Origin of the sequence: Pseudomonas sp. GM17 (assembly GCF_000282175.2) — a bacterium.
GTDB classification, from domain to species: domain Bacteria; phylum Pseudomonadota; class Gammaproteobacteria; order Pseudomonadales; family Pseudomonadaceae; genus Aquipseudomonas; species Aquipseudomonas chlororaphis.
In genome coordinates this window covers 843536-861871 of sequence record NZ_CP124732.1, presented here as the reverse complement: position 1 = coordinate 861871, position 18336 = coordinate 843536, and the positions used below count along the sequence as shown (strand labels likewise).

At 59.6% G+C, this 18336-nt stretch carries 16 protein-coding genes, 2 tRNA genes and 1 rRNA gene; 13 read left to right on the top strand and 6 right to left on the bottom strand.

The genetic code is table 11. From position 1 onward, the window contains the following. Positions 1–41: 41 nt before the first annotated feature. From PMI20_RS03955 to PMI20_RS03935, 5 genes are all read right to left on the bottom strand, one after another. Positions 42–117 (bottom strand) — tRNA-Ala (locus PMI20_RS03955). 26 nt (positions 118–143) lie between these two features. Next, positions 144–220, bottom strand: a tRNA-Ile gene (locus PMI20_RS03950). Positions 221–285: 65 nt separating this feature from the next. Further along, positions 286–1822: ribosomal RNA gene (locus PMI20_RS03945) — 16S ribosomal RNA — on the bottom strand. Positions 1823–2465: 643 nt separating this feature from the next. Further along, entirely contained in the window at positions 2466–3686 is a 1221-nt protein-coding gene (locus tag PMI20_RS03940; protein WP_007924229.1) for a CaiB/BaiF CoA transferase family protein, read from the bottom strand. Positions 3687–3699: 13 nt separating this feature from the next. Further along, entirely contained in the window at positions 3700–4881 is a 1182-nt protein-coding gene (locus PMI20_RS03935) for an acyl-CoA dehydrogenase (protein WP_007924234.1), read from the bottom strand. A 157-nt stretch (positions 4882–5038) separates the two neighbouring features. On the opposite strand from PMI20_RS03935, the gene PMI20_RS03930 reads away from it, so the two are divergent. The 11 genes from PMI20_RS03930 to PMI20_RS03880 all read left to right on the top strand — a co-directional run bounded on the left by PMI20_RS03930 (position 5039) and on the right by PMI20_RS03880 (position 15180). Continuing rightward, entirely contained in the window at positions 5039–5938 is a 900-nt protein-coding gene (locus PMI20_RS03930) for a LysR family transcriptional regulator (RefSeq protein ID WP_007924237.1), read from the top strand. Positions 5939–6389: 451 nt separating this feature from the next. Continuing rightward, complete coding sequence (locus PMI20_RS03925; RefSeq protein ID WP_007924238.1) at positions 6390–7511, top strand: Re/Si-specific NAD(P)(+) transhydrogenase subunit alpha; 1122 nt, start codon at positions 6390–6392, stop codon at positions 7509–7511. Positions 7512–7549: 38 nt separating this feature from the next. After that, a complete protein-coding gene (locus PMI20_RS03920) occupies positions 7550–7849 on the top strand; it encodes an NAD(P) transhydrogenase subunit alpha part 2 (protein ID WP_284173321.1) in 300 nt (99 codons plus the stop codon). After that, positions 7849–9285 (top strand): NAD(P)(+) transhydrogenase (Re/Si-specific) subunit beta, encoded by a 1437-nt coding sequence (locus PMI20_RS03915; RefSeq protein WP_007924243.1) that lies wholly within the window; start codon positions 7849–7851, stop codon positions 9283–9285. The genes PMI20_RS03920 and PMI20_RS03915 overlap by 1 nt, the downstream gene beginning before the upstream one ends. A 179-nt stretch (positions 9286–9464) precedes the next feature. After that, positions 9465–10958: a succinyl-CoA:acetate CoA-transferase ScpC gene (scpC, locus tag PMI20_RS03910; protein ID WP_007924245.1), complete on the top strand. Its 1494-nt coding sequence runs from the start codon at positions 9465–9467 to the stop codon at positions 10956–10958. A 319-nt stretch (positions 10959–11277) separates the two neighbouring features. Next, positions 11278–11493, top strand: a complete 216-nt coding sequence (locus PMI20_RS03905) for a DUF1127 domain-containing protein (RefSeq protein WP_007924247.1) — start codon at positions 11278–11280, stop codon at positions 11491–11493. Positions 11494–11770: 277 nt separating this feature from the next. After that, a complete protein-coding gene (locus PMI20_RS03900) occupies positions 11771–11980 on the top strand; it encodes a DUF1127 domain-containing protein (RefSeq protein WP_007924249.1) in 210 nt (69 codons plus the stop codon). Between the two features lie 164 nt (positions 11981–12144). Beyond that, positions 12145–12462: a DUF2388 domain-containing protein gene (locus tag PMI20_RS03895; protein ID WP_007924251.1), complete on the top strand. Its 318-nt coding sequence runs from the start codon at positions 12145–12147 to the stop codon at positions 12460–12462. Positions 12463–12568: 106 nt separating this feature from the next. Continuing rightward, complete coding sequence (locus PMI20_RS03890; RefSeq protein ID WP_007924252.1) at positions 12569–12874, top strand: DUF2388 domain-containing protein; 306 nt, start codon at positions 12569–12571, stop codon at positions 12872–12874. Positions 12875–12901: 27 nt separating this feature from the next. Further along, positions 12902–13222 (top strand): DUF2388 domain-containing protein, encoded by a 321-nt coding sequence (locus PMI20_RS03885; protein WP_007924254.1) that lies wholly within the window; start codon positions 12902–12904, stop codon positions 13220–13222. Continuing rightward, positions 13219–15180 carry a DUF7844 domain-containing protein gene (locus PMI20_RS03880; protein ID WP_007924256.1) on the top strand — a complete coding sequence of 654 codons (1962 nt, stop codon included), beginning with the start codon at positions 13219–13221 and terminating at the stop codon, positions 15178–15180. Before PMI20_RS03885 ends, PMI20_RS03880 begins: the two co-directional genes overlap by 4 nt. An 80-nt stretch (positions 15181–15260) precedes the next feature. Here PMI20_RS03880 and PMI20_RS03875 read toward each other — a convergent pair whose 3' ends face one another. Further along, on the bottom strand, positions 15261–15662 hold the full coding sequence (locus PMI20_RS03875; protein ID WP_007924258.1) for a GFA family protein: 402 nt from the start codon (positions 15660–15662) through the stop codon (positions 15261–15263). A gap of 343 nt (positions 15663–16005) precedes the next feature. Between PMI20_RS03875 and PMI20_RS03870 the strand changes: the two genes are divergently transcribed. Further along, positions 16006–17313: a CitMHS family transporter gene (locus tag PMI20_RS03870; RefSeq protein ID WP_007924260.1), complete on the top strand. Its 1308-nt coding sequence runs from the start codon at positions 16006–16008 to the stop codon at positions 17311–17313. Positions 17314–17401: 88 nt separating this feature from the next. Continuing rightward, positions 17402–18169 carry a TerC family protein gene (locus PMI20_RS03865; protein ID WP_007924262.1) on the top strand — a complete coding sequence of 256 codons (768 nt, stop codon included), beginning with the start codon at positions 17402–17404 and terminating at the stop codon, positions 18167–18169. The last annotated feature ends 167 nt before the right edge of the window (positions 18170–18336 follow it).

Below are 18336 nucleotides of genomic sequence, written 5' to 3'. Positions count from 1 at the left end.
TGCTCATTTCTAAGCTTTAAACGATGGACACCAATCTGTAATGGTGGAGCCAAGCGGGATCGAACCGCTGACCTCCTGCGTGCAAGGCAGGCGCTCTCCCAGCTGAGCTATGGCCCCGTATCGCTACAGGGTGCACCAGTAATTGGTGGGTCTGGGCAGATTCGAACTGCCGACCTCACCCTTATCAGGGGTGCGCTCTAACCAACTGAGCTACAGACCCAATCGTCTTCTTCAATGAATCAAGCAATTCGTGTGGGAGCTTATGAAGCAGCTGATGTCGTCGATTAAGGAGGTGATCCAGCCGCAGGTTCCCCTACGGCTACCTTGTTACGACTTCACCCCAGTCATGAATCACACCGTGGTAACCGTCCTCCCGAAGGTTAGACTAGCTACTTCTGGTGCAACCCACTCCCATGGTGTGACGGGCGGTGTGTACAAGGCCCGGGAACGTATTCACCGCGACATTCTGATTCGCGATTACTAGCGATTCCGACTTCACGCAGTCGAGTTGCAGACTGCGATCCGGACTACGATCGGTTTTGTGGGATTAGCTCCACCTCGCGGCTTGGCAACCCTCTGTACCGACCATTGTAGCACGTGTGTAGCCCAGGCCGTAAGGGCCATGATGACTTGACGTCATCCCCACCTTCCTCCGGTTTGTCACCGGCAGTCTCCTTAGAGTGCCCACCATGACGTGCTGGTAACTAAGGACAAGGGTTGCGCTCGTTACGGGACTTAACCCAACATCTCACGACACGAGCTGACGACAGCCATGCAGCACCTGTCTCAATGCTCCCGAAGGCACCAATCCATCTCTGGAAAGTTCATTGGATGTCAAGGCCTGGTAAGGTTCTTCGCGTTGCTTCGAATTAAACCACATGCTCCACCGCTTGTGCGGGCCCCCGTCAATTCATTTGAGTTTTAACCTTGCGGCCGTACTCCCCAGGCGGTCAACTTAATGCGTTAGCTGCGCCACTAAGAGCTCAAGGCTCCCAACGGCTAGTTGACATCGTTTACGGCGTGGACTACCAGGGTATCTAATCCTGTTTGCTCCCCACGCTTTCGCACCTCAGTGTCAGTATCAGTCCAGGTGGTCGCCTTCGCCACTGGTGTTCCTTCCTATATCTACGCATTTCACCGCTACACAGGAAATTCCACCACCCTCTACCATACTCTAGCTCGCCAGTTTTGGATGCAGTTCCCAGGTTGAGCCCGGGGATTTCACATCCAACTTAACGAACCACCTACGCGCGCTTTACGCCCAGTAATTCCGATTAACGCTTGCACCCTCTGTATTACCGCGGCTGCTGGCACAGAGTTAGCCGGTGCTTATTCTGTCGGTAACGTCAAAATACTCACGTATTAGGTAAGTACCCTTCCTCCCAACTTAAAGTGCTTTACAATCCGAAGACCTTCTTCACACACGCGGCATGGCTGGATCAGGCTTTCGCCCATTGTCCAATATTCCCCACTGCTGCCTCCCGTAGGAGTCTGGACCGTGTCTCAGTTCCAGTGTGACTGATCATCCTCTCAGACCAGTTACGGATCGTCGCCTTGGTGAGCCATTACCTCACCAACTAGCTAATCCGACCTAGGCTCATCTGATAGCGCAAGGCCCGAAGGTCCCCTGCTTTCTCCCGTAGGACGTATGCGGTATTAGCGTCCGTTTCCGAACGTTATCCCCCACTACCAGGCAGATTCCTAGGCATTACTCACCCGTCCGCCGCTCTCAAGAGGTGCAAGCACCCCTCTACCGCTCGACTTGCATGTGTTAGGCCTGCCGCCAGCGTTCAATCTGAGCCATGATCAAACTCTTCAGTTCAAACATCTTTGGGTTTTGAGAAAACCCTAAACTTGGCTCAGCAATCGTTGGTTACATCTTTGATTTCTCGCGGAGTAACTTGTGATGCTGATAATCTTTCTGACTATCAGTCTGACTCCACAAGCACCCACACGAATTGCTTGATTCAGTTGTTAAAGAGCGGTTGGTTAAGTCTTTCGTCTCAACCGAGGCGCGCATTCTACAGCAGCCTCTGTATCTGTCAAGCGGTTATTTTAAGAAGCTTTCAAAGTTTCCTTTGCAACTTCAACCACTTGCGCTTCCGATCTCTCGTCAGCGGGAGGCGAATTCTACAGCGTTACACGCTGCTGTCAACACCTCTTTTTCTCCGCTTTCGACCGAGAAGATCGAATCGTTAACTCGGCGAAAACTTACTGCCGAATCAACTCCTTCGGGCTTCGATGAACTGAAGCGTAACCACTGTCGAAAACCTCGTAACTCGTTGAATCTCAAGGAGCTTTCCGTTTCGACTGCGCCGGAAGTGGGGCGAATTATAGACTTCCAGAATCTGCCGTCAACCCCTAATTTGCTTTTACTATGAATAAACCTGAAAACACCCCAAAAGGGGTGTTTTCAGGCCTCTTATATAGAAGGGATCAGATGTTCTCTATATAGAAGAGCGCATTCACACCACGCCCGAGGCTCGCAAGGCATCCACGGACTCAAGCTCAAGCCCCAGCACTCGCTGCAGAACCTGGGCGGTATGCTCTCCTAATAGAGGAGGCGCATAACGGTACTCGACCGGCGTCTCGGAGAGACGGATCGGACTCGCTACCTGAGGCACCAACCCCGCCAACGCATGAGGCAGCTCGATCGCCAACCCGCGCGCTTTGACCTGCGGGTCCTCGAACATCTGCGCCAGGTCGTTGATAGGGCCGCAAGGCACCCCCGCCTGCTCCAACTGGGCGACCCACTCAGCGGTGGTCTTGAACACCGTGGCCTGACGGATCAATGGAATCAGCACCGCCCGATTGGCAACCCGCAGCTTATTAGTCGCAAAGCGCGGATCGTCCGCCCACTGCGGCTGGCCCGCCACCTCGGCAAACTTGCGGAACTGCCCGTCATTTCCCACGGTAAGGATGAAATCGCCATCCGCCGTGGGAAAGTCCTGATAAGGCACGATATTCGGGTGAGCATTACCCAGGCGCTTGGGAGCGACTCCGGTGGTCAGGTAGTTCATCGCCTGGTTGGCCAGGCACGCAACCTGTACATCCAGCAACGCCATATCAATGTGCTGCCCACCGCCGTCATGCTGCCGGTGCGCCAATGCGGCAAGAATCGCCACAGTCGAGTACAACCCCGTCAGGATATCCGTCAATGCCACGCCGACCTTCACCGGCCCGGCGCCCTCATCCCCCTCGGGACGCCCGGTCAGGCTCATCAGCCCGCCCAGCCCCTGGATCATGAAGTCGTAGCCGGCACGCTTGGCATAAGGCCCCGTCTGGCCAAAGCCGGTAATGGAGCAATAGATCAGGTTAGGGTTGAGCGCCTTCAGCGACTGATAGTCCAATCCATAGGCCGCCAGACCGCCAACCTTGAAGTTCTCGATCAGAATGTCGGACTTGGCCGCCAGCTCGCGCACCAGGCGCTGACCTTCCGGCCGAGTGAAGTCGATAGTCACCGACTGCTTGTTTCGGTTGGCCGACAGGTAATAGGCAGCCTCCGTAGTGTTCTCGCCATAGGCGTCCTTGAGGAAAGGCGGCCCCCAGGCGCGCGTATCGTCACCGTTACCCGGACGCTCGACCTTGATCACCTCGGCCCCCAGGTCCGCCAGGATCTGACCGGCCCAAGGCCCGGCCAGCACTCGCGACAAGTCCAGCACCCGCAAATGAGATAACGCGCCCATGGTCGTTCTCCTATCAGTAGAACGCCTGGATGCCCGTCTGCGCGCGCCCCAGGATCAGCGCATGGACATCATGGGTCCCTTCGTAAGTGTTCACCACCTCCAGGTTGACCAGGTGACGGGCAATGCCGAACTCGTCGGAGATGCCGTTACCGCCCAGCATGTCACGGGCCATGCGAGCGATGTCCAGCGACTTGCCGCAAGAGTTGCGCTTCATGATCGAGGTGATTTCCACCGCCGCCGTACCTTCATCCTTCATCCGGCCCAAACGCAGGCAGCCTTGAAGGGCGAGGGTGATCTCGGTCTGCATGTCCGCCAGTTTTTTCTGGATCAGTTGGGTAGCCGCCAGCGGGCGGCCGAATTGCTGACGGTCCAACGTGTATTGGCGAGCGGTGTGCCAGCAGAACTCGGCCGCACCCAGGGCGCCCCAGGAAATACCGTAGCGGGCAGAGTTCAGGCAGGTGAACGGACCTTTCAGACCCCGTACATCCGGGAAGATGTTCTCTTCCGGCACAAAGACGTTGTCCATGACGATTTCGCCGGTAATGGAAGCGCGCAGGCCGACCTTACCGTGAATCGCTGGAGCACTCAGACCTTTCCAACCTTTCTCCAGTACGAAGCCGCGGATATCCCCAGCATCGTCCTTAGCCCAGACCACGAACACGTCAGCAATCGGGCTGTTGGTGATCCACATCTTGCTACCAGTCAGGCTGTAACCGCCATCGACCTTACGGGCACGGGAAATCATCGCGCCCGGGTCGGAGCCATGGTTAGGCTCGGTCAGACCAAAGCAGCCGATCCACTCGCCAGAGGCCAGCTTCGGCAAATACTTCTGCTTCTGGGCTTCGGTACCAAATTCATTGATCGGCACCATCACCAGGGAGGACTGCACGCTCATCATCGAGCGGTAGCCAGAGTCAACACGCTCCACTTCGCGGGCAATCAGGCCGTAGCAGACATAATTCAGACCACTGCCACCGTACTGTTCGGGAATGGTGGCACCCAGCAGGCCGACTTCGCCCATTTCGCGGAAGATCGCCGGGTCGGTCTTTTCATGACGGAAAGCTTCGAGCACACGCGGCGCCAGCTTGCCTTGAGCGAATTGCTCGGCACTGTCGCGCACCATGCGCTCCTCCTCAGTGAGCTGTTGATCCAGCAGAAGGGGATCGATCCAGTTGAAGCTTGCTTTACCGCCCATGAGTGAGTCCTCGTGAAGTAGGTCAACGTTCGTGGACTGATCCTAGGCCGGCTTTGCGGGCGCGGCAAACGAGGATTTCGCATACTGTTGTGCTAATTTCTCACTCCGTAACAGCCGAAAGTGGCTTTTAGCGATTCCATTAGTGAGATTGCCGTACATGCGCAGAAAGATCCCCAGCACTGCCGCCCTCGTCAGCTTCGAAGCCGCCGCCCGTCACGAGAGCTTTACCAAGGCGGCGCAGGAGCTTTCGCTGACCCAAGGTGCAATTTGCCGACAGATCGCCAGCCTGGAAGAGTTTCTCGGGGTCGAACTGTTCCGCCGGTCCCGACGCGGCGTCAAGCTGACCGAGGCAGGGCTCTCCTACAGCCGCCGCGTGGCGACTCAACTGGACGCAGTGGAACGCGACACGCTGTCCGTCATGGGCCAGCAGGGCGCCAATGTCATCGAGCTGGCAGTGGTCCCGACCTTTGGCACCCAATGGCTGTTGCCCCGACTCAAGGACTTTCAGCAGCGACACCCGGAAGTCACGGTCAACCTGACCAACCGCACCCGGCCTTTCCTGTTCGCCGATACCGACTTCGACGCCGCGATTTACTTTGGCGATGCCGACTGGTCGGGTACCCAATCCCATCGCCTGATGGGAGAAAACCCGATGCCGGTATGCAGCCCCGAAACCCTGGGCAACCGCACCCGGCTAAGCGCCGAAGAAATCGCCGAGTTGCCGCTGCTGCAGCAGACCACGCGCCCCTATGCCTGGCGGCAATGGTTCAACTCACAGCACCTGAATATCCCACGAGACATGACAGGCCCGCGTTACGAACTATTCTCCATGCTGGCGCAAGCCGCCATGCACGACATGGGTATCGCCCTGATCCCGCCATTCCTTATTCAACGGGAGTTGAGGGAAAAGCACCTGGTGATCGCCAACCCCGAAGCACTGGCGAGCATCAAGGCGTATTACCTGATGATTCCCGAGCGCAAGGTGGAATCAGCGTCTTTACGGGCTTTTCGTGATTGGCTGGTGGAACAGGCACAAGGCTACAGCCTTGAGAAATAGCAGGGCAGGGCGACAAGCTGACCTCGTAGTCAGAAAAAACAAAACACTACAGATATAACTAAATGTCGCATTTAGGCAGACTGTATCGATAAGCGGAACAACCGTCCTATAAGTGCCTAACCACGCGGCTTATAGGGCTTTTTTAGGGCCATAAACGCCCATTCACATGAACAATGTGAAAAATGTTTTATTTTCCGTCGAAATCCTTACAAGGCACGGCTTACAAGGGATTGAGCCCGACCCTTGCGACATTCGGTCACGGGGTGACTTGTAGTTAATTTTCCGTCACCCCTCATAATCCCTTGAAGGGCGTAATGTTCGCCTGCAAAATGCCGCGCCCCGCCTTGATTCTGGCGGGATCGTGCTGATCGGCCGCCCCAGCTGCACCATCCGTAGTGCGCTGGCCTTCTAAAAAAGATCGAAAGCAATAAGATCACGCAGGAGATTTGACGTGCACATTGGTGTTCCTCTCGAGACCCAAACGGGTGAAACACGGGTTGCTGCAACCCCGGAAACCATCAAGAAACTGATCGGCCAGGGTCATAAAGTCACTGTGCAGAGCGGCGCCGGCATCAACGCCAGTGTTGTCGACAGTGCCTATGAAGCGGCAGGTGCAACCATTGGCAGCGCCAACGATGCATTCGGCGCGGAGCTGATTCTCAAGGTCGTGGCTCCCAGCGACAGCGAACTGGCCCTGATCAAGAGCGGCACCGTCCTGGTGGGCATGCTCAATCCGTTCAGCAATGAAACCATTGCCAAGATGGCCGAGCGCGGCATCACCGCCTTCGCCCTGGAAGCAGCGCCGCGTACCTCGCGGGCTCAGAGCCTGGATGTGCTGTCCTCGCAAGCCAACATCGCCGGTTACAAGGCGGTGCTGCTGGCTGCCCACTATTACCCGCGCTTCATGCCGATGCTGATGACCGCCGCGGGCACCGTGAAAGCCGCTCGCGTACTGATTCTCGGTGCCGGCGTTGCCGGCCTGCAGGCCATCGCCACCGCCAAGCGCCTGGGCGCCGTGATCGAGGCCTCGGACGTACGTCCGGCGGTCAAGGAACAGATCGAATCCCTGGGGGCCAAGTTCGTCGACGTGCCTTACGAGACCGATGAGGAGCGTGAATGCGCCGTCGGTGTCGGTGGCTACGCACGCCCGATGCCTGCCAGCTGGATGCAGCGCCAGGCCCAGGCCGTGCACGAACGCGCCAAGCAGGCCGACATCGTGATCACCACCGCCCTGATTCCAGGCCGCAAGGCGCCAGTACTGCTGAGCGCCGAAACCGTGGCCCAGATGAAGCCGGGATCGGTGGTTGTCGACCTCGCCGCGGCCCAGGGCGGCAACTGCCCGCTGACCGTGGCGGATCAGGTGGTGGTCGAGAATGGCGTGACCATCGTCGGCCCGACCAACCTGGCCGGCGCTGTCGCTGCCGACGCCTCGGCGCTGTACGCCCGCAACCTGCTGGACTTCCTGAAGCTCGTCTTCACCAAAGAAGGTCAGTTCGAGGTCAACCTAGAAGACGACATCGTCGCCGCGTGCCTGATGTGCCGCGACGGCCAAGTCATCCGTAAAAACGCCTAAGCAGAGATTCAGACGATGGAAGAGCTTATCTCCCCGGTATCTACAACCTGATCATCTTCGTGCTGGCGATTTATGTCGGTTATCACGTGGTCTGGAACGTTACACCCGCACTGCACACGCCGCTGATGGCGGTGACCAACGCCATTTCGGCGATCGTGATCGTCGGCGCCATGCTGGCCGCCGCCCTGACCGTGACGCCGCTGGGCAAGACCATGGGCACGCTGGCCGTGGCCCTGGCCGCGGTCAACGTGTTCGGCGGCTTCCTGGTAACCCGCCGCATGCTTGAGATGTTCAAGAAAAAAGCCCCGAAAGCCGTAAAAGAAGAGGCGCCCAAGTAATGAGCATGAATCTGGTAACGACGCTCTACCTGATCGCGTCGATCTGCTTTATCCAGGCCCTCAAAGGCCTGTCGCACCCGACCTCCTCGCGCCGCGGCAACCTGTTCGGCATGCTCGGCATGGCCCTGGCGATCGTCACCACCGTCGGCCTGGTATTCAAGCTCGGCGCGGAGCTGGCGACCGTTGGCATCGGCTACGTGATTGTCGGCCTGCTGATCGGTGGCACCGCCGGCTCGATCATGGCCAAGCGCGTGGAAATGACCAAGATGCCGGAGCTGGTGGCCTTCATGCACAGCATGATCGGTCTGGCTGCGGTGTTCATTGCCATCGCCGCCGTGGTCGAGCCGCAGTCCCTGGGCATCGTCAAGCAACTGGGTGATGCGATTCCGGCCGGTAACCGCCTGGAGCTGTTCCTCGGCGCGGCCATCGGTGCCATTACCTTCTCCGGTTCGGTGATCGCCTTCGGCAAGCTGTCGGGCAAGTACAAGTTCCGCCTGTTCCAGGGCGCACCGGTACAGTTCGGCGGCCAACACAAGCTGAACCTGGTTCTCGGCCTGGCGACCCTGGGCCTGGGCGTGACCTTCATGCTCACGGGCAACCTCGGCGCCTTCGCCCTGATGCTGGTCCTGGCCTTCGTGCTGGGCGTGCTGATCATCATCCCGATCGGCGGTGCCGACATGCCGGTGGTGGTGTCGATGCTCAACAGTTATTCGGGCTGGGCGGCGGCGGGGATCGGCTTCTCGCTGAACAACTCGATGCTGATCATCGCCGGCTCCCTGGTGGGTTCGTCCGGTGCGATCCTGTCGTACATCATGTGCAAGGCGATGAACCGTTCGTTCTTCAACGTACTGCTTGGCGGCTTCGGCAACACTGCAGACGCTGGCGGCCCGGCGGGCGCGCAAGAAGCCCGCCCGGTGAAGTCCGGCTCGGCCGACGACGCGACCTTCCTGCTGACCAACGCCGACACCGTGATCATCGTTCCGGGTTACGGCCTGGCAGTCGCGCGGGCACAGCACGCACTGAAGGAACTGACCGAGAAACTGGTACACCGTGGCGTGACCGTGAAGTACGCGATCCACCCGGTAGCAGGGCGCATGCCCGGCCACATGAACGTGCTGCTGGCCGAGGCCGAAGTACCGTACGACCAGGTGTTCGAGATGGAAGACATCAACTCCGAGTTCGGCCAGGCCGACGTGGTGCTGGTGCTCGGCGCCAACGACGTGGTCAACCCGGCGGCGAAGAACGATCCGAAATCGCCGATCGCCGGCATGCCGATTCTCGAGGCGTTCAAGGCCAAGACCATCATCGTCAACAAGCGTTCGATGGCCAGCGGCTATGCCGGCCTGGACAACGAACTGTTCTACCTGGACAAGACCATGATGGTGTTCGGCGACGCCAAGAAAGTCATCGAAGACATGGTCAAAGCCGTCGAGTAAACCTGCTCCAGCGCAACACCCAAGACCTCAGCCTTTAGTAGGCTGGGGTTTTTTATTTCCCGCACAAACCCGACAAAAGGCTCTAAATCGCGGCCTTTCATTCGACCTTGGTAGCGGGACGAATTTTTTTGAAATCACTAGACTGCGCATCTTGCTTCCGCTGCCCGAGATAACAATCCATGTACCGTGATCGTATCCGCTTGCCTTCGTTGTTGGATAAGGTGATGAGCGCCGCCGACGCTGCCGCTCTGATTCAGGACGGCATGACCGTCGGCATGAGCGGTTTCACCCGCGCCGGCGAAGCCAAGGCCGTGCCCCATGCGTTGGCCGAGCGCGCCAAGGTAACCCCACTGAAAATCAGCCTGATGACCGGCGCCAGCCTGGGCAATGACCTCGACAAGCAACTCACCGAGGCCGGTGTCCTGGCCCGACGCATGCCGTTCCAGGTCGACAGTACCCTGCGCAAGGCGATCAATGCCGGCGAGGTGATGTTCATCGACCAGCACCTGTCGGAAACCGTGGAACAGTTGCGCAACCAGCAGCTCAAGCTGCCGGACATCGCCGTCATCGAAGCCGTGGCGATCACCGAGCAGGGCCATATCGTGCCGACCACCTCGGTGGGCAACTCCGCCAGTTTCGCAATCTTCGCCAAGCACGTGATCGTCGAGATCAACCTGGCGCACAACCCGAACCTGGAAGGTCTGCACGACATCTATATCCCGACCTACCGGCCGACCCGCACGCCCATCCCGCTGGTGAAGGTCGACGACCGTATCGGCAGCACCGCCATCCCGATCCCGGCGGAGAAGATCGTCGCGATCGTCATCACCAACCAGGCGGACTCGCCATCCACCGTCTCGACCCCTGACAGCGAAACCCAGGGGATCGCCAATCACCTGATCAACTTCTTCAAGCAGGAAGTGGACGCTGGCCGCATGAGCAACAAGCTCGGCCCGCTGCAGGCAGGCATCGGCAATATCGCCAACGCGGTGATGTGCGGCCTGATCGAATCGCCGTTCGAAGACCTGACCATGTACTCCGAAGTGCTGCAGGACTCGACTTTCGACCTGATCGACGCCGGCAAGCTGAGCTTCGCCTCAGGCAGCTCGATCACCCTGTCGAGCCGCCGCAACGCCGATGTGTTCGGCAACCTGGAGCGTTACAAGGACAAGCTGGTACTGCGCCCGCAGGAGATCTCCAACCACCCGGAAGTGGTGCGTCGCCTGGGCATCATCGGCATCAACACCGCCCTGGAGTTCGACATCTACGGCAACGTCAACTCCACCCACGTCTGCGGCACGCGGATGATGAACGGCATCGGTGGTTCGGGGGACTTCGCGCGCAACGCGCACCTGGCGATCTTCGTCACCAAGTCCATTGCCAAAGGCGGGGCGATTTCCAGCGTGGTGCCGATGGTCAGTCACGTCGACCACACCGAGCACGACGTCGACATCCTGGTGACCGAGATCGGCCTGGCCGACCTGCGTGGTCTGGCGCCACGGGAGCGGGCACGGGTAATCATCGACAACTGTGTACACCCGGACTATCGCCAGCCCCTGAATGACTACTTCACCGCCGCCTGCGCCCTGGGCGGTCACACACCACACGTCCTGCGCGATGCTCTGCGCTGGCACATGAACCTGGAGGAAACCGGGCGCATGCTCGCTGTGTGATGGGTACAGTCGATGGCTGACGCAAGCACAGTTGCGTCAGCTCATCGACACCCCTTAAACACTTGTCAAAAACTGTACTGCTGTACCGGTCTTTTACCCCCTCAAAACCCTACCTTTTTCAAGAAAACATCCGTAAGCGCACCTAAATGGTGCCGACAAGTACAGTTGCATCATTTCCGAACAGTACAGCACCTATAAACAGTTAACTGGTCCCTCACAATACAGATGAACTGTATCTACAGAGACTGGCGCGAGAGGAGGATCATGGGCACCAGTTAAACCACTACCTAATCCCGCCACAAGCGGAAGGATGCACACCATGGAACGTACACTCAGTTCCGAACTGTTCTTCGAAGACAAAGCTGCAAAAACCCAGGCTTCCCTGCCTCTGCGCGTTCTCGCCAACCTGATGCTGTGGCAGCGCCGCATCTCCAGCCGCCACCAACTGGCTCGCCTGGATTCGCGTCTGCTGGCTGACGCAGGTATCAGCGAAGCTCAACGCTACGAAGAGCTGAGCAAGCCGTTCTGGCGCTAAGTTAGCGTCGCTGGCTCTGACCCACCGGGTCCACCGCCAGCACCCCGAATTGAAAAAACGAAACCCGTCGCGGGCAACCGCGACGGGTTTTGTCGTTTAAGGCCTGGCACTGCCGGAAGCCGCCGGTACAGAAAGGGTATGGCTCGACAGATACAGTTTAAATATAAATAGAACTGAACCAGTACAATTTTATACCGGTGTATCTGTATGCATGCCTGCATGAATAGCAACATGGTGTCCCAAGTCCCTGACTTCGGCCTGCCGAAAGGACCGCACCATGAACCACATACCAGGACGTATCGCACCTCTCAGCTTTTCCCATCCTCAGATAAGCGTGTGGAAACGCTTGTACCGCGCCTTGTGCCAGATGCAGCAGAACGCCCGAACACGTCGTGTGCTGGCAGGGCTCAACGATCAGCAATTATCCGATGTAGGTATCAGCCACAGTGATCGCATGGCCGAACTGGATAAGCCCTTCTGGCGCTAGTTCGCACCAGGACAGCAGAAGAGGGCTATTCGAACAGATGGGGTGGGCCTAATATCCGATAGCGTGTAGCGATTTTCCTGAAGGGGCGTCTGATTCATCTGCCCCACAGTGACTACCCGGTGCCCACTCAGCACCACCCTATCTGTTATCAAGGAGTTTTACCTATGTCCCGTCTTCGCCTGCTCAGCGCTGCTGCCTTGCTGGCCTTGGCCTCCAACGCCCACGCCTCCAGCTTTATCGTTACCACCGATGCGGTAGTCGGCGCACTCAAGGCCACTTCCGATGCGACTTCCGACGTCACATCCTCGTTCCGTGACAACAAAATCGTGCGCGCCGCTCGTGACGATGCCGCCAGTTTTGTCGCTACCGAAGGCGCCATTCGCGGTGTGAAGCTGGAAAGCGCGTTTGACCACATCCGCCAGCAGTTGCCACAACTGAGCGCTACTGACGCCCAACTCGCTCAGGCCATCCTGACGATCTGACCCCCGGTCCGGTGACGGGTGCGCCAACGCACCCGAAACCCTGGGCGCTGGCTCTCGCCCGGGCATTGCGCTAGCCTTGCCGCTGGTTTTCCAGCTGTCGAGACTCATGCGTTTTTCCACCTTGCTTACCGTCCCTTCGTTGATTGTCCTGTGTTGGACTGGCTCGGCCGCTGCTTTCGACCTGAGCACGCAAGGCCTGGTCATCACGGGCTACGCCACCAGCAAAGTGACCTCCGCGCCTTTCGACAACAAACGCGTACTGGCGGCCCAGGATGATGCCGCGGCGTTCATTGCCACTGACGGCCACCTGCGCGGAGCCCGGCTGGAATCAGCCCTGAAATACCTGCGTAAAACCCAGCCACAACTTCATGTCGGCGACCTTGAACTGGCGCAGGCAATTCTCGTCCAATAACTATCCCTGTCATCCCGGAGTCGTTCCATGCGTAGCCCGCTGATTGCTGCCACCCTTGGCCTGTTGCTGTTGGCTGATGTGGCCCAGGCGCAAACCCTGGTAGCCACCAGTAACATCATCGTTCGAGCCTTTGGTCGTACCATCGATTTCACCTCGGACACCACCACCTCCATCCGCGACTCGAAAATCGTACGTGCCGCCCATGACGACGCCGCCAGCTTCGTCGCCAGCGACGGCGATATTCGTGGCGCCCAACTGGAAGCCGCCTTCGATACCTTGCGTAACCGTGTGCCGCAAGCCCGCGGCGCCAGTGACCAGGTGCTCGCCGAAGCCATCCTCGCACTGTGAGGCCGCTCGCCGCCTGGCTGCTGGGCGCAGCGCTGTTACTCCTGGGCAACAGCGCTCAGGCCGGCCTGCAACTGCGGCTCAAGACCGAAGGCTTGAGCCCGGAGCAGCAGCACGCCAGCCAGGCGCTGCTGGATGAAGCGATGCAAGCGCTGCCGCCGCGCTTCATCGAACAACTGGACCGTCGCATCGATGTCGGCTGGACCGACGACATGCCTCACAACGCCTACGGCCAGGCATCGCTGGTCGACGAACTCGACCTGAATCGCAAACTGCTGGCCAGCCTCACCGACGGCAGCGCGGCCACCCAGAAAACCCATCGCCCCCATGGCACCGTGCGCCGGGAAATGCTCGCCACCGTGCTGCACGAACTCACCCATATTTATGACCGTTCGCGCCTGTGGTCGGGCGCCGAACGCACGCTGATCCAGCGCTGCAGCCGCCAGAACAGTGCCTCGGGCCTGATCGGGCTGCCAGACCAGTGCCGTGGCCAGACCGCGCGCCGCTTCACCCTCAGCGACGACCCGCGCCTGCTCGACCTCGCCGGCTGGCCGCAATACGTTGGCCGCCGCGGCGAACGCGAGCAGTACAACCGCCAGGTCGCCCGCAGCCCGGATATCTACGAAACGACCAACCCCAAAGAGTTCGTCGCGGTGAACATGGAGTACTTCCTCCTGGACCCGAGCTACGCCTGCCGCCGACCGGCGCTGTACCGTTATTACCAGGAACACTTCGGCTGGGCACCGAAGGCCAAGGACACCTGCGCCCAGTCCTTCGCCTTCCTCAATGCCGGCAACGACTTCGCCAAGCAACCGCTGGGCAAGGTCGACCCGGAGCGGGTCTATGCCGTGGATTACCTGCTGGCCGAGGCCAACCAGAACTGGGTCAGCCGCTGGGGGCACAGTATGTTGCGCCTGGTGATCTGCGCGCCTGGCCGGCCGCGCGGGCCGGATTGCCGGCTGGATCTCGAGCAGCACCTGGTGCTGTCCTACCGCGCCTTTGTCGGTGACGTGCAGCTGTCGAGCTGGGACGGCCTGGTCGGCAAATACCCGTCCCGCCTGTTTATCCTGCCATTGGCCCAGGTCATCGATGAATACACCAAGACCGAGCTGCGCAGCCTGGCTTCGGTGCCGCTGAACCTGTCGCGCAACGAGATCGAAGAAGTGGTCGAGCGTGCCGCCGAGATGCACTGGAGCTACGACGGCAACTATTACTTCCTGTCCAACAACTGCGCCGTGGAAAGCCTGAAGCTGCTGCGCAGCGGCAGCAACAATGCCCAGCTCACCGGGCTCGACAGCATCATGCCCAACGGCCTGCTGGAAGTGCTCAAGGGCCGCGGCCTGGCCGACACCAGCGTATTGGACGATCCTCGCGAAGCCTTGCGCCTGGGGTATCGCTTCGACTCCTTCCGCGACCGCTACCAGGCGATGTTCGAGGTGTTGAAAAAGCACCTGCCGATCAAACAGAACAGCGTCGAAGACTGGCTGTCCCTGAGTGCCGCGCAGCGTCGCCAGTGGTTCGACCAGGCGGACCTGCGCACCAGCGCCGCCTTGCTGCTGCTCGAACAGGCGAGCTTCCGGCGCCAGCTGCTGCTGGCCCAGGATGAGGTCAAGCAGCGTTATCTGGGGGCTCGCGAGCTGCAAAGCGGCGGCATGGACAAGGCCAACAAGACTCTGCAGGAAATCCTCGCCAACAGTGGCTTCCTCAGTCGCCCGGCCGAATTGCTCGGTAGCAGCGGTTATGGCTTGCCGCAGCCGAGCGAATGGCAACGCCTGGAAGCGGAAAGCAGCCTGCGCCAGAAACAGCTGCAAGCCCTGACCGGCGATCTGGACAAGGAAGTGCGCGCGTTGCTGGAGCCGAGCCGCGCTGCCGAAATCGCCGCCAACGAGGCCAACCTGAAACAGCTCGGCGAACATCTGCGGGCCCTGCACAAAGCCGCGGGCGGGCTGGAACTGCCCTGACGTCAAAAGCTTCGCGGGCAAGCCTCGCTCCTACGAGAATGCGCAGGAACGAGGCTTGCCCGCGAAGCGATCCCACAACCTTACAACGTCTCCTCGGCCTCTCCCGGCAACTGCTCATCCAGGTGCAGCCAGGGCAAACGGCTGTCGGTCCAGATATGCCGCTCGGCCGGCGCCAGCTCCGGATGGTCCAGGGTGGCGATGGTCACATCGATGCTGTCCGGGCTCAATTGGGTGACCAGCGCCAGATGCGCTCCGCAGTTCGAGCAGAAATACCGCGCACAACCGGGCGAAGAGTCGTAGCGGGCCGGCGTCCCGGCCAGCCATTGGAAAGCCTGGCGGGGCAGGGTGATCCAGGTAGTCACCAGGCCACCGCTGACCCGTCGGCAGATCGAACAATGGCAATGGGCGATATCGCACAATGGCCCGCTGAACTGATAACGCAGCTGGCCGCAGTGGCAACCGCCGGTGTGCAACAGGCTCATACGAGGACCTCCCAGCGACTGTTCCGGAAAACTCGGCCAACGGGCCGATCTGGTTGTTTTTTGACCGCACGTCGGCTCGCGACGCATCCACTCATTGCTTTCTACAACGAAAGGTAGCTGAAAGCTTCCGCGATTAGGATCGCCTCCACTGCCGGCAACAGACCGGTTGGCCAATGGGCGTTTTTGCGCCTCCAGGCCCAATTAACAACAACAATGGTGATTCTGATGTCCGTTCGTACCCGCCTTTTCGTCCCGCTTTCTCCAGCCCTTCCCGCGCTTCCCGTTCTGCGCTGACCCCATCCGGTTCGCCATTCCCTAGCCGCGCTACGCCTGGAGTATTCCCATGCTGACTTTCCTTGGCTTCGCCATGGTCATCACCTTCATGTTCCTGATCATGACCAAGCGCCTGTCCGCGCTGATCGCCCTGATCATCGTTCCTATCCTGTTCGCGCTGTTCGGCGGCTTCGCTCCGAAGATCGGCCCGATGATGCTCGAAGGCATCACCAAGCTGGCGCCGACCGGCGTGATGCTGATGTTCGCCATCCTGTATTTCGCCCTGATGATCGACTCCGGCCTGTTCGACCCGGCCGTGCGCAAGATCCTCAAACTGGTCAAGGGTGACCCGCTCAAAGTCTCGGTTGGTACCGCCGTGCTCGCGCTGGTGGTGTCCCTGGACGGTGACGGCGCCACCACCTACATGATCTGCGTGGCGGCCATGCTGCCGCTGTACAGCCGCATCGGCATGAGCCCGCGGATCATGGCCGGCCTGATCATCCTGGCCGGCGGCGTGATGAACATGACCCCCTGGGGTGGCCCGACCGCCCGTGCCGCCAGTGCGCTGCATGTCGACCCGTCGGACATCTTCGTGCCGATGATCCCGGCGATGCTGGCCGGCGTGGTGGCAATCCTGGCAATCGCCTACATGTACGGCAAGCGCGAACGGGCGCGCCTGGGCGAACTGCACCTGCAGGGCGACGAGATCGACCACAGCGAAATCAGCGTTTCGCAGTTCCCGGATGCTCGTCGTCCGAAGCTGATCTGGTTCAACGGCGCCCTGACCTTCGCCCTGATGTGCGCACTGATCGCCGGCCTGTTGCCGCTGCCTGTGCTGTTCATGGTGGCCTTCAGTATCGCGATGATCGTCAACTACCCGTGCCTGCAACAGCAGAAGGATCGCGTCGCGGCCCATGCCGGCAGCGTGCTGGCGGTGGTCGGGCTGATCTTCGCCGCCGGCATCTTCACCGGCATCCTGTCCGGTACCGGCATGGTCGATGCCATGTCCAAGAGCCTGCTGGCGGTGATTCCGGATGCACTGGGCCCGTACCTGGCGGTAATCACCGCGCTGGTGAGCATGCCGTTCACCTTCTTCATGTCCAACGACGCCTTCTATTACGGTGTGTTGCCAGTCCTCGCCGAGGCCGCCAGTCACTACGGCATCACCGCGGTGGAAATGGCACGTGCCTCGATCGTCGGCCAGCCCGTGCACTTGCTGAGCCCGCTGGTACCATCCACCTACCTGCTGGTAGCCCTGGCCGGTATCGAGTTCGGCGATCACCAGCGCTTCACCCTCAAGTGGGCAGTGCTGGTTTGCCTGTGCATAATGTTCGCCGCCTTGCTGATGGGGATTTTTCCGCTGTTCAGCACTCTATAAAAAGCAATTGACTCACCGCGCCGGCCGCTAGACTTCGTTCTCGGAAATCTTGACTGGCGCGGTACAACACTCGCTCAAAGGAATACACATGGAATGGCTGACCAACCCGGAAATCTGGGTTGCCTTCTTTACCCTGACCGCCCTGGAAATCGTCCTGGGTATCGATAACATCATCATGATCTCGATCCTGGTCAGCCGCATGCCCAAGCACATGCAGGCACGGACCCGGATTTTCGGTCTGGCGCTGGCCATGATCACGCGGATCCTCCTGTTGCTGTCGATCACCTGGGTCATGCGCCTGACCGCCGACCTGTTCGTGGTCTTCGGCCAGGGTATTTCCGGGCGTGACCTGATCCTGTTCTTCGGTGGCCTGTTCCTGCTCTGGAAGAGCTCCCAGGAGATGTACCACTCCCTGGAAGGCGAGGACGAAACCGCGGAAGAGCCAGGCGGCAAGGGCGGCAACTTCCTCTACACCATCATCCAGATCGCGATCATCGACATCGTGTTCTCCCTGGACTCGGTGATCACCGCCGTCGGCATGGTCTCCCATGTACCGGTCATGGTCGCGGCGATCATCGTCGCGGTGCTGGTGATGATGCTGGCTTCGGGCACCATCAGCGAGTTCATCGACAAGCACCCGTCGCTGAAGATGCTGGCGCTGTCGTTCCTGCTGGTGGTCGGTACCGTACTGATCGCCGAGGCGTTCGAAGTGCACGTGCCAAAAGGCTACGTCTACTTCGCCATGGCCTTCTCGCTGGCGGTGGAGGCGATCAACATCAAGATGCGCACCGCTATCGCGAAAAAGAAAAAGCAGCAGGACCCGGTGAAACTGCGCAAGGACATCCCGGGTCAATAACCCGAGAGCGCAGCAGGAAAAGGGGCTTTCGAGCCCCTTTTTCACGCCTGCAGAAAGTCGCTTTCTTTATGACAGTTTTGTTTCAATCGCCGCATCAGCTATGCGATGCTGGCGCACAGACCGTTAGCCAACTACAGCTTAAGTACAGAACGTAGAACAACGCGCGG

Coding starts and splice junctions, on each gene's coding strand:
- PMI20_RS03905 (WP_007924247.1), top strand. CDS start 11,278: ATGGAACGTACACTCAGTTCCGAACTGTTCTTCGAAGACAAAGCTGCA.
- PMI20_RS03870 (WP_007924260.1), top strand. CDS start 16,006: ATGCTGACTTTCCTTGGCTTCGCCATGGTCATCACCTTCATGTTCCTG.
- PMI20_RS03875 (WP_007924258.1), bottom strand. CDS start 15,662: ATGAGCCTGTTGCACACCGGCGGTTGCCACTGCGGCCAGCTGCGTTAT.
- scpC (WP_007924245.1), top strand. CDS start 9,465: ATGTACCGTGATCGTATCCGCTTGCCTTCGTTGTTGGATAAGGTGATG.
- PMI20_RS03935 (WP_007924234.1), bottom strand. CDS start 4,881: ATGGGCGGTAAAGCAAGCTTCAACTGGATCGATCCCCTTCTGCTGGAT.
- PMI20_RS03865 (WP_007924262.1), top strand. CDS start 17,402: ATGGAATGGCTGACCAACCCGGAAATCTGGGTTGCCTTCTTTACCCTG.
- PMI20_RS03915 (WP_007924243.1), top strand. CDS start 7,849: ATGAGCATGAATCTGGTAACGACGCTCTACCTGATCGCGTCGATCTGC.
- PMI20_RS03890 (WP_007924252.1), top strand. CDS start 12,569: ATGCGTTTTTCCACCTTGCTTACCGTCCCTTCGTTGATTGTCCTGTGT.
- PMI20_RS03900 (WP_007924249.1), top strand. CDS start 11,771: ATGAACCACATACCAGGACGTATCGCACCTCTCAGCTTTTCCCATCCT.
- PMI20_RS03930 (WP_007924237.1), top strand. CDS start 5,039: ATGCGCAGAAAGATCCCCAGCACTGCCGCCCTCGTCAGCTTCGAAGCC.
- PMI20_RS03885 (WP_007924254.1), top strand. CDS start 12,902: ATGCGTAGCCCGCTGATTGCTGCCACCCTTGGCCTGTTGCTGTTGGCT.
- PMI20_RS03940 (WP_007924229.1), bottom strand. CDS start 3,686: ATGGGCGCGTTATCTCATTTGCGGGTGCTGGACTTGTCGCGAGTGCTG.
- PMI20_RS03895 (WP_007924251.1), top strand. CDS start 12,145: ATGTCCCGTCTTCGCCTGCTCAGCGCTGCTGCCTTGCTGGCCTTGGCC.